The organism is Reticulibacter mediterranei, assembly GCF_016587455.1.
In genome coordinates this window covers 2,465,254-2,489,980 of sequence record NZ_BNJK01000001.1, presented here as the reverse complement: position 1 = coordinate 2,489,980, position 24,727 = coordinate 2,465,254, and the positions used below count along the sequence as shown (strand labels likewise).

The following is a 24,727-nucleotide window of genomic DNA, read 5'->3' as shown; positions in this document are numbered from 1 at the left end:
ATCGTTCAGGTCAAATCTGACTTAACGGTATTGTTATGAGGAGCATAGAATGGAGAAGAAAAAAAGGTCTCCATTGTTCTTGATGGCCCTGACCATCCTGATAGATTTTACGGGCTTTGGCCTGGTTATTCCTCTCCTTCCTTTCTGGGCTGAGCGCCTGGGAGCGAATGCATTTGAGGTTGGCCTGATTATCACGGTCTATGCCCTGGCCCAATTGCTGTTTACCCCTGTTCTGGGAACGCTTTCTGATCGCTATGGACGCAAGCCAATAATTGTCGCCTCGCTCTTTATCGAGGCGGTTGCACTGGTGATGACGGCCCTTGCCAATACGCTACCCTTGCTGCTGTTGGCTCGCTTTATTGGCGGGTTGGGAGCCTCGAATATTGGTTCTGCGCAGGCGGTGGTTGCGGATGTCACCGAGAAGCAGGATCGTGCAAAGGGCATGGGCTTGATAGGTGCCGCTATCGGTTTGGGATTTGTGATCGGTCCCGCGGCTGGTGGCGTGCTGGCACCAACCGGGCAGACGCTCCCTTTCTGGGTGGCGGCAGGTGTTGCACTGGTCAATGCTGTGCTGGTCTTCCTCTTCCTGCCAGAAACGCATAAGCGAGCGAGTGGAGAGACGGAGCAGACGCATCACGGGAACCGGGGATTGGGCATTCTCTTCTCTGGTTGGCGCAACGCTGCGCGCTATCCATCAGTGCTGAGCATGGTGCTGGTCAATTTATTGTACACCATCGCCTTTACGGGGATGGAGGCGATTTTTGCGCTGTTCACCCAGCATACCTTCGGGTGGGGAGCGTCTCAGAACGGCTACATTTTCACTTATATCGGGATTATCGTGGTCATCATGCAGGGAGGGTTGGTAGGCAGGCTGGTGAAGCGCTGGCGAGAGCCGGGCGTGCTGTTAGCCGGGTTGGTGTTGATGGCGGTTGGCCTGATTTCTCTGGCATTCAGTACCCGATTTGCGCTATTGTTAGTAACGTTGGGTATTCTTAGCGTGGGTGATGGTGCTGTCACCCCGACCGTCTCGACGTTGCTCTCGTTTGCCAGTCCGGTTGAGATGCAGGGAGAGATGCTAGGCTTATCGCAAGGAGTGGGGGGATTGGGCCGTATCGTCGGTCCTCTTATTGCGGGGAGCCTCTATACCTTTGGCAGCGCGCTTCCGTTCGTTGTCGGTGGTATACTGGTGATACTGGCTGCTATCGTGGCTTTACCGGCGCTTTCTGCTGTTCGCCGCCACACACGATTATCCTTAGAGGTTGTCGAAGCACAAGATGTAGCCGAAGTATCGTCTTCGTCGCAACCGCGTTCGTAAGCGTTCTTCTGGCGCATTTACGGCTTAAAATACTATTTCAAGTACTATTTCAAGGAGATATTCATGGCTGTACGTATCACCCTCATGGTATTGCGTGTCGTTGTTTTGCTGGCTCTCATTCTTGGCCTCCTGATGTGGTTTGGCGTTGGAGGCGCGCTGGTGCCTGTTCACATGTTGCTGGGTATTCTTGTTGTCCTTTCCCTCTGGGTACTGGGTGGTTTCGCCTTTACCATCAAGGGTGGCGTTGGAATCGGGATTGGCGCGATTGTGCTGGGTCTGATCGTCTTGCTGTTTGGCCTCAACCAGCGTACCATTCTAGTTGGCGATCTGCACTGGCTTATTCAGGTGATTCATCTGTTGTTGGGCCTCTCTGCGGCAGGAATGGGTGAAGCGATTGCTGGTCGCTATAAGCGGCTGAATGTCGCAACGCAGTCAGCACAACAACAATAACGCGACAGACGTTTCTTAATACAGAAGAACCTGATTCAGAAAACTATTTCTGGACCAGGTTTTTTAGTGACGAGGCTGTTCAACAGTGATGAGGCTATTGCCGAATGCTTCATGATATGGTTTAATGAAGGGTAGCCTTTTTATTGTATGGTAGGAGGCGGTGGCCGCGCTATCCCTGAAAAGGGGATTGTTCAGGCTAAATCTACCAGAGGGAGTATGATGTGAGTACCGGGGAGAAGCGACAGCATATTGCTGTGTATCCAGGGAGTTTTGATCCCGCGACCAACGGGCACCTCGATATTGCGCGAAGAGCAGCGAGGCTTTTCGATACGCTCGTCATTGGCGTCTATGCTTTTCCTGCCAAGAATCTTCTCTTTTCTGTAGAAGAACGCGTGGCCCTCTGGCAAGAAGTGATAGCTGCCGAGGCTTTAGAGAACGTGCGCGTCGAGCAGTTCTCTTCGCTGCTGGTGGAATTTGTCCGTTCGGTTGATGGAGATGTGATCATCAAAGGTCTGCGCTCGCCGAACGACTTTGATGCGGAATTTCGTCAGGGATTGATGAATCGCAAGCTGGTCCCTGAAATTGAGACTGTATGTCTGCTAACAAACCTCGATCATCTATTTGTGAGTTCATCCTTGCTCAAGGAGGTTGCGAACCTGGGCGGTGATGTGACGGATATGTTGCCCGGGCCGGTGGTGCAAGCGCTACAACGCAAGTTTGATCTCAGGAAATAGATAGCTGCGTCAACGTGTTGTAATACTATGAAGCAATAGAGAACAGCAATAGTGCATGTCGCCGCGTCTGGGGGAAGAACGCATGGCGGGGAAGGAGGAGAGGCAACAAATGGATATTTTATATCTGGTGGATCGCCTGGAAAACCTCATTGCCGGTAGCCGCAAGATGCCCCTGATGAATCAGATCATCATTAAAGAGAGCGATATCTTTAATATCATTGAACAGATGCGCACCTCTATTCCTGATGAGATTAAGCAGGCCAGGCGTATTATTCAGGAGAAAGAGCGAATTCTTGCTCAGGCGCAGGCCGATGCCTCCAACCTGCTGGCGCGAGCGCGCGAGGAAACGGAGCGCGTGATGCAGCGTGAAGGGCTGCTGCGAGCAGCTGAGGAGCGTTCTCAGGAGCTTGTGCATCGGGCAGAGAATCAGACGCAAAACATGATTCAACTGGCCGAGCAGCAGGCGGAACAGCTCAAAAATGACGCCGATGCTTATGTGACGGAGACATTGCGTAATCTCCGCGAGCATCTGGTCAGTGTCGAAACTGACGTGAGCCGTACGATTCTTAGTATCGAGCGCGGGCTGGATAGCCTGGAAGAGCAGCAGAGGACACAGGAGGAAGAAGAGGAGCCGGAGGAGGAGATCTATGAGAAAGCGCCTCCAATGCAACCACTGCCGCGCCGTGCCTCGCTTGCAGCCGATACGATGGGTGGACCAAATTATCAGTAAGCATGTCGGATAGGCAGATATCCCTCTTCGGGTCTTGACACCCTATTGTGGCTTGTCTATAATGAGCAAGCGCCAGCATGACGAGGGATGTTTTACCTTGCGCCATAGCATATTTTATCAGCAAACGCTTGAAAATTTCGTTATGGAAGGGGAAATTCCATGATTTTTAATGTGGCGCAGCTTTTGAAGTCCCCTGTTGGAACTTCATTAGTTTCAGAGATACAAGAAGAAGAAATTCAGCTCGACGAAGACCTCAAGGTCATTGGCCCTCTTACTGGTCATGTGCGCATGCGTCACATCAACCAGGGATTGTTAGTCGATGGATGGGTTGATCTGGTCCTTGAGCTTACCTGTACGCGCTGTTTGAAAGAGTTTCAGCAGCCGTTGCATGTGACATTTGAAGAGCGTTTTTATCCAACAGTGGATGTTGTGACCGGAGTTCCGGTTCAGGCCGACGATGTAGAAGATGCCTTCCCCATCGATGAACATCATCTGGTGGATCTGACCGAGGCGGTACGACAGCAGGTACTCCTCGATATTCCTATGGTAACACTGTGTCAGGAAGATTGTGCTGGATTGTGTGCACAGTGTGGCAAAGACCTCAACCTCGGTCCCTGTTCATGTGAACCGGAGGTTGATACACGATTTAATGTACTGAAAACGTTGCTGGTCAACGACGATGGGCAGCGTCTCAAGTAACACACATGCATCGGTTATCGCCTGAGTCAGACTCGCGTGATTGTACCGGTATGAAGAGGAGTTCAATAACCTATGGGTGCATTACCAAAGCAGCGTGTCTCGCGCTCCCGACAGGGTGAACGTCGAGCGCATCATCATCTGAAATTACCACAACTGGTTGCTTGTCCGCAGTGTCGAAGGCCGCGCCTGTCGCATCATGCCTGTCCGAATTGTGGTACCTATCGTGGGCAGCAGGTGTTTTTGCCAAAGACACATCACAACCACGAGCATTAATATTGCTGGGCGGCCATGCTGTCTATACCGTTGAAAGCGATAAGGTAGAGAGAGGCGAGCCGCCCACAGTTTTTAAAGAGTGAACTAAGCATGACGAGACGAGTTGCCTTTCTCTTTCCGGGGCAAGGTAGCCAGGCTGTAGGCATGGGTGCGGATATCTATGCGGCATCGGCGGCGGCACGGCGTATTTTTGCGACGGCTGATGATGCCCTGGGCTTCTCGCTCAGCGATCTCTGTTTTTCTGGCCCCGAAGAGACCTTGCGTGAAACGATCAATGCACAACCGGCTATTGTCACTGTGAGCCTTGCCTTCCTTGCCGCGTTTCAAGAAGCCCTCTCTGCTGATTCATCTTCCCTTTCTTCTCCACTCGCTCCGGCCTACGTTGCCGGTCATAGCGTCGGCGAATGGACCGCGCTGACCGTTGCTGGTGTGCTGGATGTGCCACAAACGATCCGTGCGGTACGTGAGCGTGGACGCTTGATGGATCATGAGGGAACAGTCTGTCCCGGCGGTATGGCCGCGATTATTGGAATGGATGCGGAGTCGTTGCAAGCAGTTTGCCAGGAAGCCTCCCGTCAGGCCTCAGAGGGCGCAGAACGCACGCATCCAGGGATGGGGCAGGTGGTGATAGCCAACTACAATGCTCCCGGCCAGATTGTGATTTCTGGCGAGAAGCGTGCGCTGGCCCTCGCTTCTGAGCTGGCCCGTACGCGTGGAGCGAAGCGCGTTATCCCGCTGGCAGTCAGTGGTGCCTTCCATTCGCCTGTAATGCAACCGGCGGCAGAGCATCTGGCGCAGGTGCTTGCAGATTTACCTTTACATGATGCCTTGATTCCTCTGATCAGCAACATAAGCGCAGCACCTCTCGCAACTGCTGATGTGCTGCGAGACGAACTGGCTCAGCAGGTTGCTGCTTCGGTGCAATGGACGCGAACCATCGAATATCTTGCGAGCGAAGGAGTCACGACGTTTATCGAGATTGGTCCTGGGCAGGCGTTAACCGGTATGATCAAGCGTATTGTGAAGGGTGTCACCACTGCGAATATTGGCAACGTGGCAGATATAGCAAAAGTTGTTGCCCTTGTACGTGAGATTAGTGCGCTCTCGTAACGTATAATCGTGAGGGAACAAATTGCACGAGTTGAGTGCATCCTCAGCGGTAATCGAAGAAGATTGCCATTGCTGAAGAAAAGACCGATTGGTATAATGCACTTGACATGCATCAGAAAACCGCCTATCTTTGCAATAAGATCGCGTACGTTTCTGACGGCGTTTTCTTCGCCTTCTTTTCGCGAAGAAGGCAGGTGGTAGGCATGATGCATAGGAGGAGAGGTATGGCAGTAGAGCAGCAAGCACCCGGAGTGGTGCGTGTTGTCCGACAGGTACTTTCAACGATTGTCATTCATACAGCAGTGCGCATACCTGGAGTTGCACGGATGGCACAGGTGAACGATCAATGGTCGCGTTTCCTGGGTCGCGAGATGCCAGGTCAGGGGGTAGCATTGACGGTAAAGGATAATACCGTTTCTGCTGACCTGTATATTGTTGTAGATTCAGGCGTTGATATTGTAGAAGTGGGAACTGCTGTACAGGAAGAGGTAGCATCCGCTATCGAAATGATGGTGGGGATGCAGGTACAAGAGGTCAATGTATACATCCAGGATGTTGCATAGGATCTCTCTCTGTACCTCTGATCACAGTGGCGTGATCGCGGGTTAGGGGGAGTCGTAAGATAGGTAGTGTACAGATTGTATAGTACATATCTCCTATGTGGCAGCGTGGAAACTCTTAGGAACTATTCGAGGAAACCATGCCAGGGATACGCAGACAAGCGCGAATGATTGCGTTGCAAACACTTTATGAATATGATATTGCTCATCATGATCCGATGGAGGTATTGCCGCGCCATGCTGAGGAGCGCCATCTGCATCCAAAGGTGGTAGAATATGCCAATGAATTAGTTCTGGGCGTTCGCGATCACCTGGTGGATATTGATGCTCATATTCAAAGCGCGGCGCGTGAGTGGCCGCTTCAACAGATGGCTCGCATTGATAAGAATATCTTGAGGCTTGCAATCTACGAAATTCTGTTTAATAATACGGTACCAGCAAAGGCCGCTATAAACGAGGCGGTGGAACTTGCCAAGACTTTTGGCAGCGATACCTCCAGTCGTTTTATCAACGGCGTCCTGGGTACAATATTTAATCGGGCGCAACAACAGCCCATCCCTAAAGCGGAAAGTGAGGTGAAATAATGGCAACTATACATGATCGGTTGCAAAAGATTATTGTTGATCAACTCGGTGTTGAAGAGAGCGAGGTTGTTCCCAGCGCTTCCTTCGTTGAGGATCTCAATGCAGACTCACTCGATCTAGTCGAACTCATCATGTCTCTTGAGGAAGAGTTTAAATTACAAATTTCTGATGAGGATGCAGAGAAAATCACAACGGTTCAGGAAGCCGAGGATTACATCGAAGAGCATTTGCGGTAATCGCTTGCACCATAACTAGGGCGGTTTCTGGTTTGCTCGCCAAAGCTTCCAGAGCGGCCGCCCTGGAACTTTTCCCCCTTTCAAGTATTTTTCCCTATCTTTTTTGTTTTCGTTGTCACACTTCCCCTGGTTCATGCATCTTCATTAGTAAGAAGATATCTTACAGGAGATATCCTCCATCGAACACGAATAGAGTGGTGTGTTGGAAAAGCTATCGGCGGCACGCGTCGTAGAGGCGCTCATTCATGAATATGGAAAACTGGTCTTTCATACCATCTATGGTCTGACCGGGGATTGGGAAGAGAGCCAGGATCTTACTCAGGATACCTTCCATCAGGCTTTGAAAGGTATTGATGCCGCTCGCACCGCGAGTGGAGAGCATTTTCATGCCAAAGCCTGGTTGCTGCGTATCGCTCTCAATACCGTTCGCATGCAGCGGCGCAGGCGCAATATTCTGCGCTTTATCCCTTTCTCGCATATGCAGCACGAGAGGTCTGACGCCGAGCCGCGCGAGGGAGAGCATGAGACGTTGAATGAGCAGGCCGCACCGGTTCAACCATCTGGATTTGGCGCGGTCGAGGCCGACGATCCCGAAGAATTGATCGCGGAACAGGATGCCGTTCGGCGTACAATGGCGAAACTTCCTGAGCCTTTGCGCGTCGTTCTCCTGCTCTCGATTGTGAGTGGGCTCTCGACTGGCGAGATCGCTGATATGCTGGAGCTAAAAGAGGCAGCTGTTCGTCAGCGTCTCTCGCGTGCTCGCAAGCAGTTTCAGCAGGTCTATGCTCAGGAGAGTGGTGAAACGGTCTTTGATGGTGCCGCGCAAGAACCTGCACACCCAACGAATGAAGATCGTGTTGAGCAACAAACGTTGAATGATAAATCCCGGCGTTTCAGCTTTACAACGCGCTCTTCAACGACCTGGAGAAGCTATGCATAACGACTCTATTGAGACTCTGCTGCTACGCCACTATGGACGTACTGCATCATCTCCTGCTGGTCTGGAACAGCAACTTGTCGCTTCTCTACACCACCAGGAGGCGGATCTGCGCTGGCAGCAAGGTGTGACGAACCGCTTGCGGACCCATCGCATCAGCCGCCGCCGTGCTGTGCGCTTTGTGGCGCTGACTTCAGCTGGTGCCGGCTTATTAAGCGTTGGCATCGAGAGCATGCGCATGGTTGAATCCGCGCTGGTTGGTCAGCGGCAAGACGCTGTGCATGCGCCGTAATCGACACACGAAAAACACGCTGCTTATAACATAGAGTAGGGAGAAACTATGGCGACTGGTGATCTCGACCAGCTTACCTACAACTATAGCGCTGAGGAAGATGAAGAAGAGAACGAAGATTTCTCCATGACGTTGATCGAACATCTGGAGGAGTTGCGCTGGCGCATTCTCAAGTCTTTGATTGCCGTCACGATCTTTTCTATCGTCGCCTTTGTTTTCAGGGATCAGCTGATAGCGCTCTTAATGGGACCGTTCCCCAAAATGGCTGCTTCTGTCACGCATGGCAAACTTGTGGTGACAGGGATTGCGGAAGGCTTTACGGTCTACCTCCTGATCTCTGTTGTTGCCGGGTTGATTGTCTCGCTGCCCGTCATTCTGTATCAGATCTGGGCCTTTATTGCTCCGGGTTTGCGTCAGGGCGAGAAGAAATATGCTGTGCCATTTATCGTGCTAGGCGTGGTTCTCTTTGCGGCGGGGGCAAGCCTGGGCTATATCGTTTTGAACTATCCCCTGGAGTGGTTGTTGTCGTTTGGCGCGAACAGCTTTACCGAATTGATTTCGGCCAATAGCTATTTTAGCTTTGTGGCATTCTTCCTGCTGGCCTTTGGCCTGGCGTTTGAATTGCCGCTGGTGCTGACCTTTATGGCGAAGGTCGGTTGGGTGAATACTGAGATGCTGAAGAATAAGCGCAAAGTGGCCCACGTCGGTATCTGGATTGCATCCTGTTTCATTACGCCTGGTGCTGATCTATACAGCCCGATCTTTATCGGGGTGTCGCTATCATTATTGTATGAACTAAGTATTCTGTTTATTCATCTGGTGGTGGGTAAACAAGCAGCTGAAGCTGTTTCATAATACAGGGAGGTATATGCACAATAGTCGCGGCTTGCTGTTATGATTGGGCTAGCAAACGAGCGTTTTTGCCTGTATTCATGCTATACTGCATGATGAAGCTGTGAAGTAGCGCCATGTGATTGTTGTGCATATGCGTGTAGGATACAGAGAAGTATTGTCTGAAAAGACGCGTCAAGCTGAACAAGCGAGCAAGAAAGGATACACACAATGCCATTTCATGGTCCAGAACTCATTATCATCGTGGTTATCGCCCTGCTGATCTTTGGCCCCAAGCGCCTGCCAGAAATGGGTTCTTCCATCGGCAAGAGTATCAAAGAGTTTAAGAAGGGCATGAACGAACTAACCAATCCGAAAGAAGAGAAAGAGGAGACACCTGCTCCGAATCTGGAAGCCATTGAGCGCGAAATAGCAGCGAAGAAGGCAGCCGCCAATGCACGCGAGGCCAGCGAGCCAGAGGTCGAGGTCGGCAGCAAAGAAAAGAGCGTTGACTAGGCTGTAGATAAGGCAGTCGCAAAGGTCAACCGATAAGTAGGGAGAAACTATGGCGACCGGCGATTATGAAATGAATCAGTATGAGGAAGAAGAGGATGAAGTCTCCTCAATGACGCTGGTTGAACATCTGGAGGAGTTGCGCTGGCGTATCTTCAAGTGTTTGATCGCGGTCGCGGTCTTCACCGTCATTGCCTTCATCTTCAGAGAACAGCTGATGGCGTTCTTGACGGCCCCTTTGCCAAAGGAAGCTGACCCTCTTACAAAGGGACATCTGGTGGTAACAGGGATCGCGGAAGGATTTACGGTCTTCTTCTTGATTTCTCTTGCCGCCGGAGTGGTTCTCTCCATTCCCGTGCTTCTCTATCAGACCTGGGCCTTTATTGCTCCTGGCCTGTATGAGCGAGAGAAGAAATATGCTGTACCGTTTATCTTTATAGGCGTCGTGTTGTTTCTTATAGGCGTGAGCCTCGGCTATATTGTTCTGCGCTACCCGCTTGAGTGGTTAGTGACGTTTGCCGCCAACAGCTTTGTCGAGTTGGTTTCGGCCAATAGCTACTTTAGCTTTGTGGCGTTCTTTATCCTGGTCTTTGGCCTGGTCTTTGAGCTGCCGCTGGTGCTGACCTTTATGGCAAAGGTTGGCTGGGTCACATCGGATATGTTGCGCAAGAAACGCGCCGCAGCCCATGTTGGCATGTGGATTGCTTCCTGTTTCGCCACGCCCGGCGCAGATCTGTACAGCCCCATTTTTATTGGTGTTTCGCTCTCATGCCTGTACGAACTGACCATCCTGTTTATCCGCTTTACCGTCGATAAACAACAAGATGCTGCAATTGAATAACCTTTAAACCCGTAGCGATAATCCCTTGTGGTTGTCGTGGGGAAAAATGTAATATAAACATTTCCCGCGACAACCACAAGGGATTATCGCTACGGGTTTGGTAAGGGTGACGAGGTGATAATCGTCTTCATGCTGTTGCAGTAGGTGATCAGCCGGTCGAAAATCGGCAGGTTTTTGAGGGCCGACGTGCTGCCAACCAGGATCAGTTTGCGTTGGGCACGTGTCAGGGCAACGTTGAGGCGGTTGGGATTGACCAGGAATTCGCGCCTGGGACTGGCAGCAGCAGGTTCGTAGCTGGTGGCAAACGACATGATGATCACCATGCGCTCTCCCCCCTGGAAACGGTCTACGGTATCGACGCTGAGAGGCGAATTTGAGGCGAGACCCTGCCATCCCTCTTCAATAGCGCTACTGAGCAGATGACGCCGTATATTGGCCACCTGAGCGCGATATGGAGCGATAATACCGATATCTTGCTCTGCAATTCCCCGTGTTAGCAGTTCTCCAACGATTGCGCGGACCGCCCGGGCCTCTACGTCGCTCGTTTTGGCCTCTGGATTACCTTCCATTTGTGCCTCTGACCCGACATCGACAAACACGAGGGGGCGTGTCGGATCGAGTACTTTATCCAAGAGAGTATAGTTTTCCCTGTTTTTTGACTGTGCTGATCGTGGGAATGTCAGATAGCGGCGCGCAACTGATGTGTGCGCGACGAGTTGCCGGTTATAAAAGATGGTCGAAGAAAAATTTGAGATCCATTGATTCATGCGGTACTGGGTGCGCAAAGGGACGCATGCGCTCATTGCCATTGGATGTTCTTGCAAATACTCTTCATCGTAGCGTTTGAGGATGCTGAAGAGCGATTCGCTGAGCTTCCATTTCACTGGCTCCTCTGCTGCTTCTCGTTCTTCTGGCGGCTCCTGAGCAGTGGTTTTGCTCAGGACGAGCGGCGGGAGTTGTTGCTCGTCGCCTACTAGAATAAAACGCCTAACAAAGCGCAGAGCACCCAGGATAGCTGGAACAGTAAGTTGTCCCGCCTCATCGATAATTGCCACGTCGAAAAGGAGGCCGGTATCTTCTACAACCTCATCATTTGCCGCTGGCGATGGTGGCGTATATTTGTCTGATGACCATGTGGCGGTTGTGGAGGCCACAACCGCACTGTTGCGCAGCAGTTCGCGCACCTGTTCCGGCTCTGGCGTCTCTCCTACCAGCGTTTTTAACAGGTGTGGCTGAATGCTCTCCTCAACGCTGCGTTCGTGCCCCAGGCGTACATAGTGATGAAAGCCCTCGCGGTTGAGCCGCTTGAGCATGTTATCAACGGCCTGATTGGTGAAGGCGGCCAGGAGTATGCGCTGACCCTGTGCGGCAAGCTGCTTGACAATCTCCGCAATCACGCTTGTTTTGCCTGTTCCTGGGGGACCGTGAATAAGCAGATAGTCCTGCATCTGGATGGCACGCTCAACGGCCAGATTTTGTTCGCGGTTAAAGTCTATACGTCTCGGCAGGTGTTGTTCGATGAAGCGTGGCCGTACCTTGCGCGCCACCAGATCGTGTATATGGGTTTCTGCCTGGAGCCACCAGCGCAGGAGATTTTGTTGCGTGCGTATGTGGACAAGATCGTTGTCGTAGCGATCGATCAGATCAGGATGCGCAATCTTTTCGCGTGTCCAGACCGTCACCGCCTCCGAACTGACCTTGAGCAATGTGCCAGTAACGACCTCGCCAGTGATTGGGTTGCCGTTACTTAGCAGTATTTCGTCGCCTTCTCGTAGCTCTGATGCATTGCTACAGCGGAATGTTTGCGCCCAGCCATCTTTTTCTATCATCGGTGGACTCGTTGGCTCCAGACCTTGAATAGCAGTGCCGGCTTCGATACGCTCTGCAACAGATTTTTTCCAGAGAAGGGCTTGCTGCGCCTCGCCCGCCTTCCCCTCTTCCTGTAATTGCATATAGTATTCGGCGAAGAATTGGCGATCTTCCTCTGTATCGAAAGCACGCAATGCGCGAGTCGTGGAGGTGGCAGTTTCGCCGTTGCTCGCAGGCTCCGTGCTGGTGATGTCCGGTTCTGGCGGTTGCCATGACAGCAACGATGAGACGTGCTGGCAGGTGGCAAGGAGCGAGCAGCGGGTACAGCGCGAGGGTCCAGGGGGAGCGGGTGGCTTGCCGGTGATGTGACTGAGAATCAAGATGTTGCGCGTCTCATTCACACGTTGGAGTTCGCGAATGGTGAAGGGAATGCCCAACGCCTGCGCCTTGCCGGGTGTGCTGCTATAGAGCAGGGTTGCCAGTGCTTTTTTCATGCGAGCATCGCGACGCACCGTGAGCAACGCCTGATAGCCGTTGACCTGCCAGCGATGCTCCGTTCTGGGGAGATCTTTGTCTGCTTTACCTGTTTTGAGTTCCAGCAATCGCTGTCTGCCTGCCTGTCGCCAGAAGAGATCGAGGCGTCCACGCAGGCCAATTTCAGGAGCCAGCAGAAAGGTTTCCGCCCGCACCTGATTGCCTTCCCCATCTGGTGAGTCAACATAGGCAGTTGGCATGTCCCAGAGGGTGGCGCGCTCGGTTTCGTACCAGTAAGCGAGGCTGGCAAGATGAGATGCAACCTCTGAGCGCATCGTATCAGCTGCAACGTTTGCCAGAGCCATATCGATGCTGTGAATGCGCAACGCCTCTTCCAGATGACGATGAAGTACTTCTAACGGTGTTTCTTGCTCTGCATCGTCTGTTTGTGCGCCAAATTTTCCTCTATCGTGTTCCTTGAGCAGCTCTTTGAAACAGTGATGAATAAGATTACCGCGAATGGTTGCCGCCGATGCCGTCGATGGGCTGAGGCGCTGCAAAAGATGTTGACGCGAGCAATACGCCGCCTGATTGAGATCGGTAATATTCAAAAGAATGTCGGGTTCCAGCACCGCCAGCGTATATTTGTTTCCTTGATAGCGGTGTCGTGTACGGCCTTTATACTCAACGATGCTGGGAGCGGCGGGCAGATGGTAAATGCGCAACCGGGGAGGAGGTGGTGAATGCCCACCTTTGGGCTTGAGATCGTGCCAGGCTTTGAGTTCGTGGATCAACTTCTGATAATACTGATGATCGAGATGCACCTCAACGCGCGCCGTCCCTGTATCGAGAATGATACTGGCTGTGCGTTCTCCATCAAGCATTCCTTCACGGGCAGCGATGAAGCGTCCTTCCAGTTGTGGCGTGTGGCATTGGTGCCGATCCAACGCACAGAGAAAGCAATCCTGTTGGGCTTCATCGGTTCGATAGATATCGTGAATTGCCATACACATCTCCCCATTATTACGCTGTTGCAGAAAGTGTACGAGAAGAACACATTTTCGTCAAGGTGAGAGGGAGACCTGGCAGGGCTTTTCAGTTCTCCGCTCAAAGGGGGGCAGGGGTCTCCCTGCCGGGGTCTGGGGTGTCCCCAGTTTCCTTCCCTCCTTCGCGCGCCGCCGCAGGCGGCGCGCAAAAGAGAAGAAAAAAGGTTTTTGCGGGGACACCCCGCACCCTGGCAAAGGGCTGCCGCCCTCTGCACTCCTGCTAGATGGGAGAATTGGAAAGCCCTGGGAGACCTGGCTTGTCCGACACAAACAGGTTTGTAGCACAATGGCTCGTGCATGATGGCTGTGAAAGGTGTATGATCGAATGGGTACAATAGAGTTGTATACATTGCAGCGTAAACAAAGAAATGAGGTAGCATAGTTATGCCAACGCCACCAGTCCGCACAATCACGCTTGGTCTGGCTGATCCCCATCCTCTTTCGGCAGGCACCGTTCAGCGTGCGCAAGAGGTGCTGTCACGGGCAAGTACTCGCTATCAAGAGGCGGGCTACGAAATCCAGACAGTACGCCTCTCAACGCGCCCTCTCTTTGATGATCTGGCAGATTGGCCTGCCGCCGCCCTCGGTCACTATACACGCGAATTGCAGAAGATGCTCGATGATGTACAGCTTGACTTCTGTTCGCTCGGGACGGTAGCAGCGGCCAATCCAGCCTTTGACCTTGACCGTCTGGATTGTATTGCGGACCTTGTGGGGCCATCCCCGGCTTTGAACGCGACCGTGCTGCTTGCAACGTCTGAACACGGGGTCAGGACAGAGGCGGCTTTACCGACTGCACAGATCATGCAACGTCTGGCTGTGGAGACAGAGGAAGGATTCGGCAATTTCCGCTTTGCGATGCTGGCCTGCATGCCGCCTGGCTCGCCCTTCTTTCCAGCTGCATATCATGCCGGCCCCTCCAACCTGTCTATTGGCGTACAGGGAGCAGGGATCGTCGCCGCAGCGCTCCGAACGCAGCATGCGGATGGAGCACACCCGCAAAATCTGGGACTGGTGACGCAATGGATACGAGAAGCCTTACAACAGCAGGCCGCACCTATCGTAGAGCTGGGGCAGCAAGTTGCACGCGATGCTGGCCTTGCTTTTGGTGGCATCGACGTGTCACCAGCTCCGCTTGGTGAGGATAGCATTGTCGCGGCGATGGAGCTATGCGGGTATGGACCGCTGGGAAGTTCTGGCACGCTGGCAGTGGCGGCTGCGATTACGGCGGCATTGAAAAGCAGCGGTCTCCCCACCTGCGGGTATTGTGGCTTGATGTTGCCAGTTTTAGAGGATGTGGTGTTGGGGCAGCGCTGGACGGAGGGACGCGTCGATGCACATCGCCTGCTGCTGTACTCGTCTGTCTGCGGGACTGGACTGGACGCAGTTCCGCTGCCCGGCGATAGCTCTGCTGCTTCTATTGCTCATCTCCTGCTGGACGTTGCTACGCTTGCCCACCGCCTGAATAAGCCGCTTTCTGCTCGTCTCTTTCCAGTACCAGGCAAGCAAGCAGGCGAATATACCTCGTTCACCTCGCCATATCTGACCAATACACGTATCTAATGAGAGGCTTAACTGCTTGTAATGAAATATTGAACAAAATTCGTAGTGGCACGATTTATCGCGCTTGTGGCACTTAATTCAAAAATGTCCACAAGCGCGATAAATCGTGCCACTACGAATTTTGTTTGTGAGATTGTCTAGGGATTCATGTGCGTTCCCCAGAGGGCGCTCATCACCCCGTTGTAGGAACTTCTGATGTTCTCATAGAGGCGTGCATTATCGATTGCCAATGCTGCGAGGCTGGCAAGAACCGAAAGAAACTGGATGTCATCTTCGTGAAAGGTCGTTGGCTCGCTGGTATAAACGCGCATCACGCCAATGGCCTCTCCATGTACTTCCAGAGGCACACAGAGTACAGATACGATTCCCTCTTCTTTTGCGGCTCCCTTGTATTGAAAGCGCTGATCATCCCTGGCATCAGGAATGAAGACGGGAGAGCCGCGTAGCGCTTCGCTATCGATAGCGCTATGTACAACATCAACCGGTCCTTTTGCCAGGTAACTGCCACTCAAGCCATACACTGCGCTCAGGCGTAGCTGGCCTGTATCTGGATCGAGTAGGCGTAGTCCGCACGCTTTCACCTGCATTGCCTCAGTTGTACTCGTCACGACGCTTTGCAACACCTGATCGAGTTCAAGGCTGGATGAGATGGTAAGTGCAGCCTGATAGAGGGCTGTATAGTAATCTCTGTGAGAACGAGGTGAAGAGTTTGTCACATTAGAGTTCGTTGTCATCTTCGTCTGTCTCCCCGAATACAGTGGTCGTGTACACTGGCTAGAAAAGCAAGGGTCACTAACTATTACGTTTCAATTGTAACATATGTATTCAGGTTCAGGTCGAGGAGCATATCATATCTCTCAACAAACCATATGTGCTTGACAGGTGGTTGTCTTCATGACAGCGAACGCTTATGTGTATCTGTGCGTTATTTTCTTTATCTTGTTCCCTGGACTAATGCGTCAACGCGTGCTGCGGTCGTGGCGCAGGATCTTGCACAAGCCAGACGCGGCAGGGAGCATTTGCCAGAACATATTGGACAGTTTTGCCAAGCTCCTGCACGGGTTTGTTGCCATTGCGTACCAGGCCAATCAGGATCAAAGCGCAGTGATGATCTTTGGCTTCGTCAACGATAGCAGGTCCGGCATCGCGCGCCTGGACCACCTCGGCGACGGCTTCGCACCCAACTTTCTCTGCAATTTCCATTGCAGCATTGAGCAACTTATCTGCACGATCAGATTCCTGAGTTAAGACAGCTTTGAGTGGTAATGCGCGCGGAACTTCAATTACGTGAACGAGGTGTACTTTTCGTTTGGCACCTTTTGCCATTTGGCATCCCAGGTATACAAGGTTGGCATCCAGTTTATCGCCACATAGGACAACTGCGATATCCCCGGTGGCCCCCTCTCCAAGGGCAGATTTGCTTATCTCTGTTTCTTCCCTGGCTCTGGAACCCCATAAGTGAACCATGATTTGTCTCCTCCTGATGGAGTATGATAAAACAGCATCAAACACCTTTAAGTCGTACCGACATCGTTAGTCAACGTCTTTCAGGTTTCCATCTCTCTGAATTCTACTCTCCAGTTCTCCTTCCGTCAATGGCAGAATTGTATACACAAAACCGTCCTTTGTGTCAGGCAACTATCATATCGCGCTACTATGATATACGGTTGCGATCAATCCTGTGTTGTTCTTTCATATCCTACCGCTACAACGTGCTGTTCCTGCCTCAGTTTTCCAAAATAGGATCGAGCCGTAAAAGAGAGAGGCGACCACCAGGGCCGCCTCAGCGTGTACCGAATTACTCTGGTTCAATCGTTGCTGTTAATCCATAACTGAGCAAGCGTTCTTGATAATACTCGGCCAGTTCTCTCGGACAAACAACGACAATTGCACTTCCTGTCAGATGTGCTGAAAGCATGATAGATTCAGCTTCCTGTGCCGAAAGATTGTTGACGGAGTGCAGAAGCGCGAAAATGACATAATTCATCTCATTGACATCATCGTCGAAAAGGATGACTTTATACGGAGGAAGCAGCTTTGTATGTTGACGGATGATCTTCTCCGGTTTGATTTGCAGCCGGGGAAACGCCAACTGATCTTGAAACACCACTGATATTCTCCGAATAGTGAACTAAGACAGGAATGTGTTTTTTCAACAAAGTCTATTGTAACGAAGTATACTGTATTTTGCCAGTCTCCTAACAAATATCCTACGCCTGGTTGCTTATTACCCCACCAATGTCGGACAAAAAAGGATGCCTCTCAATCATGAGAGGCATCCAGTTATTTATCGGTCTATTCTCGTCTTCCCACGCTCCTATCGATCCTTCCCCCGTTGTTGAGCAGGATGGCGCGGGCGCGGGACTTTCTGGCTGGATTGTCTGTATCGGGAAAGCGTAAGGCAACCACCGTTTTTGCGCCGTTTCCCCGCTCTTTTGGCGGCGCGGCGCTCCCTTTGGCAGGGTCTTGTCCGATGTTGCCACGCACCCGGGTCATTGGGACAATGCCGATAATCGCGCCAATAATCAGGCCGAGGATAACGCCGATAATCAGCGTGGTTGGTTCCGAGAGATTCGGGAGGGCAAAGCTTGCCAGATAGCTCAGTCCACCCACCACGAGGCCAAAGATAATCGCCAGGGCGACCACCAGCAATGGGTTAGGGCCGCTGCGTTTCGTTTGCAAAAAGTACTCGCTGCGGCTGTTGTTTGAGCGATGATCGCGGAACTCGCCTTTGCCAGCTGCTCCCGATGCTAGCTGATAGACTTCCTCCTCATTGAACCCCTCTTTACGGAGTTTGGTAACGGCTGCATCTGCTTTTGCCTCCTCTGCGAAAACTGCCAACAGATCATAGTCGGCATGTTGTTGTTGCTGCATATGGTGTCTCCTAATAGAACAGGATAGATTGCACAGAATGGCTAACATTCGATCTGGAATGTCCAACCTGGCAATTTTTCGCTATATTATATCTTCTCTCTCTCCCTATTGCCGAGAGTTTGTATCTTACTGGTTGGATCTTCTATTAGAGAGTACGAAGTGAAGTACACAGGCGTTGCGAGTGATCATTTACGCGGATGAGGAATCCATGTGCGCGTTTGTCCTCTCTTCCAATTGTCGAATGCGCTCCATCTGCTGGTGGTTCCAGGCATCATCGGAATAGGGCGTGGCAAACCAGGCATCCAGGATCTCTTTTGCAATGCCTTCCGTCGTTGCCCGCAAACTCAGTGCAAGAACGTTGGCATGGTTCCAGGTACGCGCTCCCTGAGCTGTCTCTGCATCATGGCAGAGTGCGGCACGAACACCGGATACTTTGTTGGCGGCTATGGAGGCTCCAGTTCCCGTCCAGCAAAAAACGATCCCCTCGTCTGCCTGGCTGGTGGCGACGGCTGTAGCGACGTTGCTGCTGGTCTGCGGCCAGTCTTTTTCGGGATCATTTTCTGCGAGGGGACCAAAGGGTAGGGGATCATGACCGCGCCTCTTGAGTTCTTCGATGACGAAATCGGTCAGGTGCGTGCGCTCATCGCTGCCAATGGCTATTTTCATGAAAAGGGCCTGCTTTCTTTTGATTGCGAAATATATCGTCTCTATGGAGATTATAATACAGAGCAGGCCTGTAGGGTGCGGTTAGATCTGTCCGCGCTGCAATGACTCCAGCACAGCGGCGATTTCGTGGCGCACACGGTCGCTGTGGGCCATCTCCGCATGCACTTTCTCCCACCCATGTATGACGGTGGTATGGTCGCGTCCGCCCAGTTCTGTGCCGATCTGTAACCAGGAGGCGCTGGTCTCTTCGCGCATCAAGTACATGGCAACCTGACGAGGCCAGACGATATCGCGGTCTCGTTGTTTGCCGCGCAGGAGGTCGGCATCGACGTTATAGTAGCGAGAAACGCCAACCAGTACCTCGGAGACGGTTAGCGCTGTATGTTGCTTTTTCTCAGAGTAAATGTGTTCGAGTGCTTGCGAGGCCAGCTTAACCGTAATTGGTGCATCTTGCAGCGTCGCGTATGCAATCACGCGATTGAGTGAGCCTTCAAGCTCTCGTACGCTGTGGGATTCGGCGCGGGCGATATAATCGATAACTGAGCTGGGAATCGCAAAGTGCAACGAATCGGCCTTTGAGCGGAGAATTGCCAGTCGATGCTCGTATTCGGGAGCCTGTACGTCTGCTAGCAGCCCCCACTCGAAGCGAGAGCGCAAACGATCCTGCAAACTGGGGATCGCCTTTGGTGGGCGGTCGCTGGTGACGACGATCTGCTTATTGGCGATATGCAGAGAGTTGAAGGTATGAAAAAACTCTTCTTCTGTTGACTCTTTCCCGGCGATGAACTGGATATCATCGACCAGCAAGATATCGATCTGGCGATATTTCTCGCGAAACTCTTCCGTTTTCTGAAAACGGATGGCGTTGATGATCTCGTTGGTGAACTTTTCCGAGGTTACATAGAGTACGGTCAATCCCGCTGCCTCGCCAACGTGCCCGACTGCGTGCAGTAGATGCGTCTTGCCCAATCCGACTCCTCCGTAGAGGAAGAGGGGATTGTAGATACGGCCCGGGTTTTCTGAGACGGCAAGCGAAGCAGCATGGGCCAGCTGGTTTGACTTGCCGACAATGAAGGCGTCAAATGTATAGCGCGGGTTGAGCAGACCGCCTTCGTTGAAGAATGTAGGAGGCTTTGCCGTGACGGTACTATTATATTCCTGGACACCGCTGATTTCAGCTACACCTGTTGTTTCGTTGGCGGTCTGCTCAACCTGTTCGTCTTCCACGATGCGTGGTGTGCGTGGAGGTGAGAGCCTGGATGTGACCGATTGCATGGCGTTGGCGGCGGCATCGGCGATGCGTTTTTCGCGCTGTGCCGAGAAACGGCTGCGCCCAAGACGATGGGGGCGTTTAGGAGGTGTGAACATATTGCCTCTTGTCATTTCGCCTGCCTGCTCAGAATTTTCCTTTGCCACCACAAACTGGACCTCAACTGCGCCTCCCGTGACCTCTGAAAGGATGGAGCGGATTGGTTCTATAAAGCGGTGTTCAAGATGCGATTTGGCAAACGTTGAGGGAACACGTACAGTAAAGACGCCATCCTGAAAAGAGAGCGCCGAAGTTCCTTGAAACCAGGTTGTGAACGCCGCAGGAGCTATTCGTGCCTGTAATCTTTCTATTGTTGTTTGCCAAATTTGTCTTGCATTCACACGTTTATTACCCCTTCAGGGCTAGTAGTATTCTATTAGCAATGTATTGAATTCTCTTTCCGCTTTAACACAAGATGCGACTGGCATCGAGGAAAGCGAAACACCAGCTTCCTGATTCAATTGTAATGGCGGTGGAATGTAATGGTAGCATTAAATCTGAAGGCTGTAAAGCCCTCTTATCCCCTCTTTTTCTTTCTCTTTGCAATGCTCATAGAATTTAGTTTACCGGCATTGTGTTCTTTTGAAGAAATGTATACTGGACTCTCAGGTTCTATGGAGATATCTGGTGTGTCTGATCGTTTATACATTGCATGGCTTTTTATTGCAGTAATTTGTAAGGAGTAGCTGGATGGGTACGCTGTGTTTTGCCGCTCGTTTCAGACAATGGTTGTATCCGCAATGGAAAAAAACAACGCCGTTTTTTGTGGATGTAAAATGGAGATGGATACAGCTTGTTGGATATATGCTCGTATCAGGGGTGATGTTGATGGCCTGTTCTGGCCCCGCTTTCGGTGGCAGCGCGACGCCTCAGGGAACTGCTGCTGTAAAGCAGATCGCGCTCTCGCAATTTCATTGGTGTGGCAAGCCATTGATGGTGTTTCGCGATGAGGGCGCTACTACGGGCTCTGGTGGTGCGCCAAAAACGGTGGCTGATTGGGTCCAGGTCAAGGCGGACCTCGGTTTTACCGTTTTTCTCCCAGCAGCATTGCCGGCTGGTGCCTGCCTGATGAGTGCCTCGGCCACAATTCATGATCCTATCTTTGGCGGGAATTTTACGATAGGATACCTTTTGCCCGATCATAGCTCTATCAGCTTTTCAGAGGCTCCTTTGCGTGCACAAAACACGGCCTTTCAATGCAGTCCCTCTCCGGCGGGAAATAGTACTAAACCGGTTGCGACAACAAAAACTGGCGCAAAGACGCAAAGTAGTATGCAACTATGCTCAGGGGCGCGCGATACAACACATATCGTCTTCTCCGCGCAGGGAGCCACACCAGTTTTAGCGCAATTTTTTCAACACTTGCAGCCGAATATCGCATGGATTCCGGCATAAATGGTGAAAAGGCATATTGGTATATCCTGCAATGGGTCGAGATGCGCTCCAAAAAAACTGCTGTGTGAATATTCGTATGGTCATTCGTCCCTACTATAGTACTGTTGGAGTACTGTAAATAAGCATCGTTCGTAGCTTTGGAGAGGCTGTTTTGCGAACAGACCCTCGACGCTCAACTTTCACTTCTGATATAATGTCAGAAGTTTCGCGCTTGCACACTCTCTTGCCTATGCGCGTACAAATGGGAGGAACTTTTATTATGGGTAACTGTCCCTTTTGTGGGGCCGAGACACGGCCAGGGGATAATTTCTGCTTGAATTGTGGCAATCGCCTGCTTTCGGCTACTCCCTCAGCATCACCTCAACAGCAGGCGCAGCCTATCGTCGGTGATGCGACGCTGGCGGCTCCTGATAACTGGGGGGCAGCGGTTTCTCAGGAGGGAGGAACGACTCCTGCCAGCGGATGGGGATCGGACGACTCTGCTACCGTTGCTGCGGGCAACGACCAGGCTACCCGTCGCCCTGATTCTGCGGGAGCAGCTCCGGCATCTGGTGACAACATTGAGCAGCCAGCACGTTTTATATTGCGTTCGGAAAGCGGCGAGGTGTTGCAGGAGTACCCGCTCGATAAGTCAGAGGTGGTCGTGGGCCGCGCTCCTAGCAGCGATATATTGTTATCGAAAGATAAGTTGACTTCACGCCGCCATGCAACCATTCGCTATGAAAATGGTCAATACCTGTTGCGCGATGAGCGCAGTGCGAATGGTACTTTTGTCAATGGGCAACAGATTGAGGAAGGTGTTCCGCGCATCTTGCAGGATGGCGACCATGTGGGCATCGGTGAGCATGAATTGATCTTCCGTGCTTTTGAGTCTCCTGCCACCAGTCTGGAAGAGTTGCAAACTGTTATGGTTCCCTTCGATCACGAGGAGAAGACGTTCCGTACGCAGCCCGATGATCTGGCGACGGTTCCCTCCAGCGATGATTTTGGCACACGCCCGGTTGACGTGCCGGAAGAAGAGCAGCCAGCTCCCGCTCCGATTGCGTTTCCGCCTGTGCCAGCAACACCCCTGGCAGTAGAGCCTGCTGTTGCTTCTCTGGGAAATGGGTTTTTGGCTGCGAGTGCTCCTGTAAGCTCTTCATATGAAGATGTTCCCAGCACACCCGCTCCACCTCCTGTCGTTCCTGTCAGCGTACCAGTCAACACACCCGTTGCTTCCAGCGCGCCTTTGACACCACCACCGCCACCACCACCTACTCCTGTCGTGGAACCGGTCAGTCCGCCACCACCTGTCTATCAGGAGTATACGCCAGAGCGCAGTAGTTCGGCGTCTAGCTCGTCCGACGTGACCTTCAATCGCCTGACCAGTCTGTCTCAGCCTTCATTGCCCGATCTCACGAACTTGATCGCGGCCCTCTCTTCTCTGGATGGACAGATTACGACCCTTCAGCAACAGTTTAACGCAACGCAAGATGCTATGCGCAATCATGAGGCCGAATTGAACCAGACGGCCAGTCAGTTGCGTTCTGGTATCCGGCGCGTCTCCGAACGGATGGATAACACGATTGCTGATGTGGCACGAAGTCGCGAGGCGTTGGCCTGGGCGGACCTGCTTCAGTTAATGGAAGATGTTATGAATAATCCTCGCGATATCGAGTATGTCACGAAACTGGCACGCAAGGCACGCGAGTTGAATAAGGTCTTCCAGATTCATCAGAATGTCCTCAATGCTATGGCTGAATGCAACAGCTTGTTGCGCAGCATGATTGGCGAGGATAAATAAGTGCTGTTGGGGACACGTACGCACGCTCGTACAATTGTGTCCCCCGAAATTTGTGTGGGCTGATTGATGGGCTGCTTCCTGCGTTTCCTACCATCCCTGACAGGTTTTTTCGGGAGCATCGGCCTGCATAGTCAGATTGGACACCGGGCTTTTGCATGCATGAACCTGAACTTCCTACCAGCGATGGAAAGGAGGCCGTAGACACGGCCTCTCCATCTGAGACGACTCAACATTTTGATGCTATTGTGATTGGTGCGGGTCTGGGTGGTCTACTGAGCAGCGCTCAGTTACTCGCACGGGGAAAACGTGTTGTTGTGCTGGAACGCTTGCCTCATTGTGGAGGGCGTTTTACAGCGAAAACATTTCAGGGCGTTCAGGTCAGCACCGGTGCTGTCCATATGGTTCCCTTCGGCAGCAGTGGCGTCCTCGCGCAGATGTTGCGCGCCTTGCGCATACCACACCATTTCTTCGACGCTGATGTCTTCGGCTCTTTTCATGTGCATGGTAAGTCTTATCGTGCGCGTGGATTGTTGGGCGTCTATCAATTCCTGGGGCCGCGTCAGTTTTTCTGGTTTACTCGTATCGGTTATTTAATGTTCTTCAAACCTCTTCCTCGCAACGAGCGTGTTCTGCCTTTTGACCTATGGCTGGAGCGGCATATCAATGTCAGGCGGAATCCGCAGCTTGTGGCATTTTTCGAGCGTATCTCGCGCTTTGCCCTTAGCCTTGAATTGCATCAGGTCAGTACTGAAGAGGTGGTCAGGACGACAAAAAATATGTTGCGCTTCGGTGCCCCTGCCATTGTGGAGGGCGGCTGTGGCGAGATAACGCGCCAGTTGCAGCGCCATATTGTCCAGCAACAGGGCGAGATACGGCTCTCCTGCGATGTGGTTGAGATTCTGCAAGAGCAGGAGAGCGTTACTGGCGTGCGCGTTCGTCAGAAAGCAAATGGGGCAGAGGCAGTTTTATATGCTCCGCTGGTGGTCAGCGATATCGGGCCTCGTGCTACGAATGCGTTGCTGCATAGGCATCGCGTGACCCAGGCAGAGGTCTTGAAGAAAGGCAGCTTTGCGCGGCAAGCGGCAGTGGCCGATCGGGAAGACTCTGTAGAAGAAGAGATGGCATTGCACGAGGCGGTGGGCTTGAAGGTCCATGTGCTGAGCGATGTGTCGCTGATCCCGCATCGAGGCATCATGTATTGCCTGGATACGCAACGAATTGCCGGGATTGTGCAGCCAACAAACAGTGATCCGGCTCTCGCGCCTGCTGGCAAACATCTGTTGATTAGCCACCAGGTTATTCAGAGTAACAATGTGGAGGAAGAGCGAGCGCTTGCTCTGGCCGATCTACGCATGCTCTTTGGTGAAGCCTTTGATACCCACTGTCGCGTATTGACAATGGGAACCTATCGTGGGGAGTGGCCGGTCAATCGAATTGCTCAGGGTGAAGATACGCAGCCAGAGACAGCTGTACGAGGGCTGTATCTGGTTGGCGATGCAGTCAAACCATCGGGCTATTTAATGGTCGAGGGGGTCGCACAGAGCGTCAATCGCTTTGCGGCATTGCTTGATGAACTGGATCAGGGGAAGACCACCCGACGACAAATGAAGCATATGGCTTCTCCCCCATCTCGCCTCAATCCTTTGAGGTGGTTGTGGAAGGCTCCGGGGAATGGGGATAAAAAGATGAGGAGTGTTCGTTGA

The 24,727-nt window shown here is 52.2% G+C and carries 26 protein-coding genes; 19 read left to right on the top strand and 7 right to left on the bottom strand.

What is annotated here, in order from left to right:
- Nucleotides 1–49: 49 nt before the first annotated feature.
- The 15 genes from K3T83_RS10615 to tatC (K3T83_RS10545) all read left to right on the top strand — a co-directional run bounded on the left by K3T83_RS10615 (nucleotide 50) and on the right by tatC (K3T83_RS10545) (nucleotide 10,105).
- On the top strand, nucleotides 50–1,315 hold the full coding sequence (locus tag K3T83_RS10615) for an MFS transporter (RefSeq protein ID WP_220202946.1): 1,266 nt from the start codon (nucleotides 50–52) through the stop codon (nucleotides 1,313–1,315).
- Nucleotides 1,316–1,378: 63 nt separating this feature from the next.
- Nucleotides 1,379–1,765: a hypothetical protein gene (locus tag K3T83_RS10610; RefSeq protein ID WP_220202945.1), complete on the top strand. Its 387-nt coding sequence runs from the start codon at nucleotides 1,379–1,381 to the stop codon at nucleotides 1,763–1,765.
- 221 nt (nucleotides 1,766–1,986) lie between these two features.
- The gene (gene coaD / locus K3T83_RS10605; RefSeq protein WP_220202944.1) at nucleotides 1,987–2,499 is read left to right on the top strand and encodes a pantetheine-phosphate adenylyltransferase; all 513 of its coding nucleotides are present in this window, start codon (nucleotides 1,987–1,989) and stop codon (nucleotides 2,497–2,499) included.
- A gap of 109 nt (nucleotides 2,500–2,608) precedes the next feature.
- A complete protein-coding gene (locus K3T83_RS10600) occupies nucleotides 2,609–3,229 on the top strand; it encodes an SPFH domain-containing protein (RefSeq protein WP_220202943.1) in 621 nt (206 codons plus the stop codon).
- 159 nt (nucleotides 3,230–3,388) lie between these two features.
- Nucleotides 3,389–3,928, top strand: coding sequence for a YceD family protein (locus tag K3T83_RS10595; protein WP_220202942.1), 540 nt, complete (start codon nucleotides 3,389–3,391; stop codon nucleotides 3,926–3,928).
- 72 nt (nucleotides 3,929–4,000) lie between these two features.
- Nucleotides 4,001–4,201: a 50S ribosomal protein L32 gene (gene rpmF / locus K3T83_RS10590; protein WP_220202941.1), complete on the top strand. Its 201-nt coding sequence runs from the start codon at nucleotides 4,001–4,003 to the stop codon at nucleotides 4,199–4,201.
- 90 nt (nucleotides 4,202–4,291) lie between these two features.
- Nucleotides 4,292–5,311 (top strand): ACP S-malonyltransferase, encoded by a 1,020-nt coding sequence (gene fabD, locus K3T83_RS10585; protein WP_220202940.1) that lies wholly within the window; start codon nucleotides 4,292–4,294, stop codon nucleotides 5,309–5,311.
- A gap of 224 nt (nucleotides 5,312–5,535) precedes the next feature.
- Nucleotides 5,536–5,874, top strand: a complete 339-nt coding sequence (locus K3T83_RS10580; protein ID WP_220202939.1) for an Asp23/Gls24 family envelope stress response protein — start codon at nucleotides 5,536–5,538, stop codon at nucleotides 5,872–5,874.
- A 137-nt stretch (nucleotides 5,875–6,011) separates the two neighbouring features.
- Nucleotides 6,012–6,455: a transcription antitermination factor NusB gene (gene nusB / locus K3T83_RS10575; protein WP_220202938.1), complete on the top strand. Its 444-nt coding sequence runs from the start codon at nucleotides 6,012–6,014 to the stop codon at nucleotides 6,453–6,455.
- Nucleotides 6,455–6,691, top strand: coding sequence for an acyl carrier protein (gene acpP, locus K3T83_RS10570; RefSeq protein ID WP_220202937.1), 237 nt, complete (start codon nucleotides 6,455–6,457; stop codon nucleotides 6,689–6,691). The genes nusB and acpP overlap by 1 nt, the downstream gene beginning before the upstream one ends.
- Nucleotides 6,692–6,893: 202 nt before the next feature.
- A complete protein-coding gene (locus K3T83_RS10565; RefSeq protein ID WP_220202936.1) occupies nucleotides 6,894–7,631 on the top strand; it encodes an RNA polymerase sigma factor in 738 nt (245 codons plus the stop codon).
- The gene (locus K3T83_RS10560; RefSeq protein WP_220202935.1) at nucleotides 7,624–7,920 is read left to right on the top strand and encodes a hypothetical protein; all 297 of its coding nucleotides are present in this window, start codon (nucleotides 7,624–7,626) and stop codon (nucleotides 7,918–7,920) included. The genes K3T83_RS10565 and K3T83_RS10560 overlap by 8 nt, the downstream gene beginning before the upstream one ends.
- 48 nt (nucleotides 7,921–7,968) lie before the next feature.
- A complete protein-coding gene (tatC, locus tag K3T83_RS10555) occupies nucleotides 7,969–8,775 on the top strand; it encodes a twin-arginine translocase subunit TatC (RefSeq protein WP_220202934.1) in 807 nt (268 codons plus the stop codon).
- A gap of 207 nt (nucleotides 8,776–8,982) precedes the next feature.
- A complete protein-coding gene (locus K3T83_RS57865) occupies nucleotides 8,983–9,267 on the top strand; it encodes a twin-arginine translocase TatA/TatE family subunit (protein ID WP_220202933.1) in 285 nt (94 codons plus the stop codon).
- Nucleotides 9,268–9,316: 49 nt separating this feature from the next.
- Nucleotides 9,317–10,105: a twin-arginine translocase subunit TatC gene (gene tatC, locus K3T83_RS10545; protein ID WP_220202932.1), complete on the top strand. Its 789-nt coding sequence runs from the start codon at nucleotides 9,317–9,319 to the stop codon at nucleotides 10,103–10,105.
- Nucleotides 10,106–10,194: 89 nt separating this feature from the next.
- Here tatC (K3T83_RS10545) and K3T83_RS10540 read toward each other — a convergent pair whose 3' ends face one another.
- Complete coding sequence (locus K3T83_RS10540) at nucleotides 10,195–13,395, bottom strand: AAA domain-containing protein (protein WP_220202931.1); 3,201 nt, start codon at nucleotides 13,393–13,395, stop codon at nucleotides 10,195–10,197.
- A 423-nt stretch (nucleotides 13,396–13,818) separates the two neighbouring features.
- On the opposite strand from K3T83_RS10540, the gene K3T83_RS10535 reads away from it, so the two are divergent.
- On the top strand, nucleotides 13,819–14,997 hold the full coding sequence (locus tag K3T83_RS10535; RefSeq protein ID WP_220202930.1) for a DUF711 family protein: 1,179 nt from the start codon (nucleotides 13,819–13,821) through the stop codon (nucleotides 14,995–14,997).
- Between the two features lie 137 nt (nucleotides 14,998–15,134).
- Here the strand turns inward: K3T83_RS10535 and K3T83_RS10530 are convergent, their stop codons facing one another.
- From K3T83_RS10530 to dnaA, 6 genes are all read right to left on the bottom strand, one after another.
- Nucleotides 15,135–15,731 carry a GAF domain-containing protein gene (locus tag K3T83_RS10530; RefSeq protein WP_220202929.1) on the bottom strand — a complete coding sequence of 199 codons (597 nt, stop codon included), beginning with the start codon at nucleotides 15,729–15,731 and terminating at the stop codon, nucleotides 15,135–15,137.
- A 217-nt stretch (nucleotides 15,732–15,948) separates the two neighbouring features.
- Nucleotides 15,949–16,464 carry a universal stress protein gene (locus K3T83_RS10525; RefSeq protein WP_220202928.1) on the bottom strand — a complete coding sequence of 172 codons (516 nt, stop codon included), beginning with the start codon at nucleotides 16,462–16,464 and terminating at the stop codon, nucleotides 15,949–15,951.
- A 331-nt stretch (nucleotides 16,465–16,795) separates the two neighbouring features.
- Complete coding sequence (locus K3T83_RS10520; protein WP_220202927.1) at nucleotides 16,796–17,107, bottom strand: ATP-dependent Clp protease adaptor ClpS; 312 nt, start codon at nucleotides 17,105–17,107, stop codon at nucleotides 16,796–16,798.
- A gap of 185 nt (nucleotides 17,108–17,292) precedes the next feature.
- Nucleotides 17,293–17,871 carry a hypothetical protein gene (locus K3T83_RS10515; protein WP_220202926.1) on the bottom strand — a complete coding sequence of 193 codons (579 nt, stop codon included), beginning with the start codon at nucleotides 17,869–17,871 and terminating at the stop codon, nucleotides 17,293–17,295.
- A 189-nt stretch (nucleotides 17,872–18,060) separates the two neighbouring features.
- On the bottom strand, nucleotides 18,061–18,537 hold the full coding sequence (locus K3T83_RS10510; RefSeq protein WP_220202925.1) for an RpiB/LacA/LacB family sugar-phosphate isomerase: 477 nt from the start codon (nucleotides 18,535–18,537) through the stop codon (nucleotides 18,061–18,063).
- A gap of 81 nt (nucleotides 18,538–18,618) precedes the next feature.
- Complete coding sequence (gene dnaA / locus K3T83_RS10505) at nucleotides 18,619–20,187, bottom strand: chromosomal replication initiator protein DnaA (RefSeq protein ID WP_220202924.1); 1,569 nt, start codon at nucleotides 20,185–20,187, stop codon at nucleotides 18,619–18,621.
- 349 nt (nucleotides 20,188–20,536) lie between these two features.
- Here dnaA and K3T83_RS10500 point away from each other — a divergent pair, with 349 nt between their 5' ends.
- The 3 genes from K3T83_RS10500 to K3T83_RS10490 all read left to right on the top strand — a co-directional run bounded on the left by K3T83_RS10500 (nucleotide 20,537) and on the right by K3T83_RS10490 (nucleotide 24,727).
- Nucleotides 20,537–21,241 carry a hypothetical protein gene (locus K3T83_RS10500; RefSeq protein ID WP_220202923.1) on the top strand — a complete coding sequence of 235 codons (705 nt, stop codon included), beginning with the start codon at nucleotides 20,537–20,539 and terminating at the stop codon, nucleotides 21,239–21,241.
- Nucleotides 21,242–21,500: 259 nt separating this feature from the next.
- Nucleotides 21,501–23,024 carry an FHA domain-containing protein gene (locus K3T83_RS10495; RefSeq protein WP_220202922.1) on the top strand — a complete coding sequence of 508 codons (1,524 nt, stop codon included), beginning with the start codon at nucleotides 21,501–21,503 and terminating at the stop codon, nucleotides 23,022–23,024.
- Between the two features lie 155 nt (nucleotides 23,025–23,179).
- Entirely contained in the window at nucleotides 23,180–24,727 is a 1,548-nt protein-coding gene (locus K3T83_RS10490) for a phytoene desaturase family protein (protein ID WP_220202921.1), read from the top strand.